The sequence below is a fragment of the Streptomyces sp. SID3343 genome, assembly GCF_009865215.1.
In the GTDB taxonomy this organism is placed as follows: domain Bacteria; phylum Actinomycetota; class Actinomycetes; order Streptomycetales; family Streptomycetaceae; genus Embleya.
This window is the reverse complement of sequence record NZ_WWJX01000013.1, coordinates 1-3,397: the sequence shown is the minus strand read 5'-3', so window position 1 is coordinate 3,397 and position 3,397 is coordinate 1. Positions and strand designations below refer to the sequence as shown.

The following is a 3,397-nucleotide window of genomic DNA, read 5'->3' as shown; positions in this document are numbered from 1 at the left end:
CTCGCTCGTGGTCAGCGCGGGCATCAGCTTGACCACCTCCGACTTGGGGCCGGAGGTCTCCACGAGGAGGCCGCGATCGAACGCCTGCGCGCAGACCGAGCCGGCGAGCGAGGGATCCTCGAAGGTGAGGCCGCGAACCAGGCCGCGACCGCGCTGGGAGGCGCCGAGCGCGGCGTGTTCGCCGGCGATGTCGGCGAGGTGACGTTCGATCAGTTCGCCCTTGGCCAGGGTCTGCTTCTCCATCGTGCCGTCGGCCCAGAAGTCGAGGGCGGCGGTGGCGGTGACGAACGCGGGGTTGTGGCCGCGGAAGGTGCCGTTGTGCTCCCCGGGCTCCCACACGTCCAGTTCACGGCGGAACAGGGTGAGCGCCATCGGCATGCCGTAGCCGCCGATGGACTTCGACAGGCAGACGATGTCGGGGGTGATCCCGGCGGGCTCGAAGCTGAAGAACGGGCCGGTCCGCCCGCAGCCCATCTGGACGTCGTCGATGATCAGCAAAATGCCGTGCCGGGTGCACAGTTCGGCCAGCCCGCGCAGCCAGTCGAAGCGCGCGACGTTGACCCCGCCCTCGCCCTGTACGGTCTCCACGATCACCGCGGCGGGCAGGTTCAGGCCGCTGCCGTTGTCGGTCAACAGCCGTTCCAGCCACATGAAGTCGGGCATCTGCCCGTCGAAGTAGTTGTCGTACGGCATCGGGGTGGCGTGCACGAGCGGGATGCCGGCTCCCGCGCGTTTCATCGCGTTTCCGGTCACCGCGAGAGCGCCGAGCGTCATGCCGTGGAACGCGTTGGTGAACCCGATCACGGCCTCGCGACCGGTCACCTTGCGGGCGAGCTTGAGCGCCGATTCGACGGTGTTGGCGCCGGTCGGGCCGGGGAACTGCACCTTGTAGTCGAGGTTCCTGGGCTTGAGGACGACCTCGTCGAAGCGCTCCAGGAAGGTCCGTTTGGCCGCCGTGGACATGTCCAGGCTGTGCGTGATGCCGTCGCTCTCGATGTAGTCGAGGAGCGCGCGCTTGAGCCGCGGGTTGTTGTGCCCGTAGTTGAGCGCGCCGGCGCCGGCGAAGAAGTCCAGGTAGCTGCGGCCCTGCTCGTCGTACAGCCGGCTGCCGCGTGCGTGCGTGAACACGGTGGGCCAGTCACGGCAGTAGCTGCGCACGTCGGACTCGAGAGTTTCGAAAACAGTCACGTTTCTCCAGGGCTGGGTGGGTGAGGAGTGTCCGGGGCCGATGGAACGGCGGCTGGGCGCCGGAAGGTGACAAGCCGTCGGCTTGCGCCTGACGGAGGGTCACCGCCTCCTGTCTGGGGTCGCCGCGGTCGGGGTCGGCGCGGTGTGCAACGACGCCACGGTGTGTGGAATCGCTGCGGTGTGCGGGGTCGCTGTGGTGTGCGGGGTCGCGCCGGGGGTTTCGGGGGCCCGGGATCGCCGGGGCCGGGGTCGCCGGGGCGTTACGGCTGGGCCGCGAACGGGCCGATCCGGAACAGGTCCTCTCCCGCGTGCCCGTCCGGGAACTCCTGAGCCGCGAACAGCTCGGTCCGCCGGACGGGGACGTCGCGGTCCCGCCCGAGCGCCGTGAACAGCGCGATCGACGCGGCGTTGTCCAGCGTGATGGTGGTCTCCACGTAGCGCTGACCGTGGCCGAGCCGGCGCTGGACGAGTGTGTCCAGCATGTGCGCGGCGACGCCCCGGCCGCGGGCGCTCTCGGCGACGGCCACCTGCCACACCATCAGACTGTCGGGCAGGTCGGGGCGTACGTAACCGGTCACGAAGCCGACGATCTCGCCGTCGGCCTGCCTCGCCACGACCGACGTCTGCGCGAAGTCACGGCACCACAGCAGATAGCTGTACGAGGAGTTGAGATCCAACGTCCTGCTGTCCCGCGCCAGCCGCCACAACCGGGCACCGTCGCGAACCTGTGGCGCGTCGACGGTGACGGCGGTCCCGATATCACCGGGACGGGTGACACCGGGGTGCGTGACATCGGGGTGCGTGACATCGGGCCGGGTGACGGCGGGTGCCGTGACGGCGGGTCCCGTGACGCCGGGTCCCGTGACGGCAGACCCCGAATGCTGCGGACGGTCGGGCGCTCGGTGCTGTTCGCGGTCTCGGTCCCTGCGCCCTTCGCGGCCTTCGCGCCCTTCCTCGGCGCTGCGCCCGTCCTCGGTGCTCTCTCGGACGCCTGCTGCGGCTCTTTCTCGGGCTTGTTCTCGATCTCGCCTGTCGGTATCGGTGAACATGCCGATCGAACCTACCCACCGCCGCCAACCGGCCGGGACCCATGGGTCTTCCGCGAATGCCGTTCGACACGTAGCTTTCGAGCGCGCACGTACGCGTTGCCCACCGATCGAATCGCAAACCTGCGGGTTTGGCGGAACGGTTGGGACGGGCCACATGCCTTGAGTGATCTATCCGGTCGAGAGGTCGATCCACCGGTGATCTTCCGCTTTCGAGTGCCCTTGAGACGTGATCTTCCTGGATCCGACCCTCTACAACCGTTCGATACCACTTGCTTACCGTGTTGCACATCACGTCCGGGCCGTGCAACGGCCGCCGCGCGGAGCGGAATGTGAGAGTCCTCATGTGTGCGGGCGGGGGTCGATTTCGGGCGCGGACACGGGATTTGCTGGGACTTCGAGCGGCCGAGCGGCGTTCGGGGCCGCCGCGCGAGGCCGTACGGGGGCGGTTCGATCGCACTGGACGGCTGCCGGAATCGGCCCCTGCGGGACCCCGCGGCAGCGTGGACGAGCGCCGGTTCGGTGCCGGTTCGCGCGGGGGCCAAGGGCACCGAACCGGCCCGTGGCGGCGAGCCCGAGGCTGCGCCGCCGCGAGGTAAGTGCCCTGCTGTCGGCTTGAGTTGGCCGGGTGCATCGGGGGGTGGGTGCAGCAAGGGGAGCGGGGCAGCAAGGGAAACAGGTGCCCCGGGGGTCGGGGCGGAGGCTCACCTAAACTCTGGGTGTGCCCGAACCTTCCGCTTCGTCCGCGCCCGGTGACTCCTTCCTGCCCGGTGACTCGGCCCTGCCGGGTGACTCGGCCCGGCCCGGGCACGCGCTTGCGCCCGGTGACGACGACGCGCTCGATGCGCTCGGTGTCCTGGCCGATCCGTTGCGTCGCGCGTTGTACCGGTACGTCGTCGCCGCGACGGGTGCGGTCGGGCGTGGGGAGGCGGCGGAAGCCGTCGGGATCCAGCGCACGCTGGCCGCGTTCCACCTGGACAAGCTCGTCGAGGCCGGCCTGCTCGTGACGGAGTTCGCGCGGCCGGCGGGCCGCTCCGGGCCGGGTGCGGGTCGGCCGGCGAAGCTGTATCGGCGCAGTGCGGCCGAGACGAGCGTGAGTCTGCCGCCGCGGGCGTACGACACGGCCGGGCACATCCTCGCGGACGCCTTGGAGCGGGTCGGCG

3 protein-coding genes are annotated in these 3,397 nt (G+C 70.3%); 1 reads left to right on the top strand and 2 read right to left on the bottom strand.

All coding sequences use genetic code 11. From position 1 onward, the window contains the following. Together ectB and ectA are read right to left on the bottom strand one after the other, a co-directional pair. On the bottom strand, window positions 1-1,188 hold a 1,188-nt coding region (gene ectB, locus GT354_RS00635), incomplete at its 3' end, for a diaminobutyrate--2-oxoglutarate transaminase (RefSeq protein ID WP_161354159.1). A gap of 260 nt (window positions 1,189-1,448) precedes the next feature. Next, the gene (gene ectA, locus GT354_RS53255; RefSeq protein ID WP_346011766.1) at window positions 1,449-1,946 is read right to left on the bottom strand and encodes a diaminobutyrate acetyltransferase; all 498 of its coding nucleotides are present in this window, start codon (window positions 1,944-1,946) and stop codon (window positions 1,449-1,451) included. 1,069 nt (window positions 1,947-3,015) lie between these two features. On the opposite strand from ectA, the gene GT354_RS00625 reads away from it, so the two are divergent. After that, window positions 3,016-3,397, top strand: a 382-nt coding sequence (locus GT354_RS00625; protein WP_161354160.1) for a helix-turn-helix domain-containing protein, incomplete at its 3' end; no start/stop codon positions are given.